The sequence below is a fragment of the Mycobacterium asiaticum genome (assembly GCF_001673315.1).
In the GTDB taxonomy this organism is placed as follows: Bacteria; Actinomycetota; Actinomycetes; order Mycobacteriales; family Mycobacteriaceae; genus Mycobacterium; species Mycobacterium asiaticum_B.
Window position 1 is genome coordinate 1 of the sequence record NZ_LZLQ01000108.1, and the last position, 1,056, is coordinate 1,056.

A 1,056-nucleotide genomic window follows, 5' to 3' on the forward strand; every position below is an offset into this window, starting at 1 on the left:
TTTGGGGCGATTCCCGCGGACTTCGGAGGTCGGTTGTGTCATTTGTCAGTGTGGTGCCGGAATGGGTTTCGGTGGCGTCCTCGAATCTGGCGGGGATTGAGTCGGCGGTGGGTGCGGCCAATGCGGCCGCAGCAGCCTCGACGACGGCGATTGTGGCTGCGGCCGCTGATGAGGTGTCGGCGGGGATTGCGGCGTTGTTCAGCAGCCACGCTGTTCAGTATCAGGCGTTGAGCGGGCAGGCCGCGCTGTTCCACGAGCAGTTCGTGGCGAGGCTGACCGGCAACGCGGCAGCCTATGGGGCTGCTGAGGCCGTTAATGCCCAGCAAGTGGTGCTGGGGGCGATCAATGCGCCGTTTGAGGCGTGGTTGGGGCGTCCGCTGCTCGGTAATGGCGCGGATGCGACCACGGCTGGTGGCGCCGGTGGTGCGGGCGGTTTGTTGTGGGGCAACGGCGGTGCGGGTGGCGCCGGTGCTGCGGGTCTGGCTGGCGGATTCCTTTGGGGTCACGGTGGGGCTGGCGGTGACGGCGGGGCCGCCGGTCAGGGAGGTGACGGCGGCGCCATCACCGGCACCGGCGCCGGCACTGGCCAGGTACGAGGCATTTTCACCGAATACACCGGCATCCTCAACGGTGGGGCTGGGGGCGCCGGCGGTGCCGGTGGTGCCGGTGGAGCTGGGGGCGCCGGCGGGCTGCTATGGGGTACCGGCGGCAGCGCCGGGAGCGGTGGAGTCGGCGGCCAAGGTGGTAACTCCAGCACGTTCACCGGCACTGGCACCAGCGCCGGGTCCGGCACGAGTAGCGGCATCCAAAACCACGGCACCCTCTACGCCGGGGCCGGCGGGGCCGGCGGGGCCGGCGGTGCTGGCGGCAGGGGTGGCGTTGGCGGGCTGCTCTGGGGTAACGGCGGCAGCGGCGGAGTCGGCGGTGCCGGGGGGCAGGGAGGTGACACTGGCACCTTCACCGGCACGGCCACCGTCAACGAAATTGGCGCTGTCAACGGCGTAACCGGCGTTTACAACGGTGGCAGCCGCTTCAACGGTGGGTCTGGGGGCGCCG

The 1,056-nt window shown here is 70.5% G+C and carries 1 protein-coding gene; it reads left to right on the forward strand.

The genetic code is table 11. From position 1 onward, the window contains the following. Window positions 1–35: 35 nt before the first annotated feature. On the forward strand, window positions 36–1,056 hold a 1,021-nt coding region (locus tag A5636_RS27650), incomplete at its 3' end, for a PE family protein (RefSeq protein ID WP_155763855.1).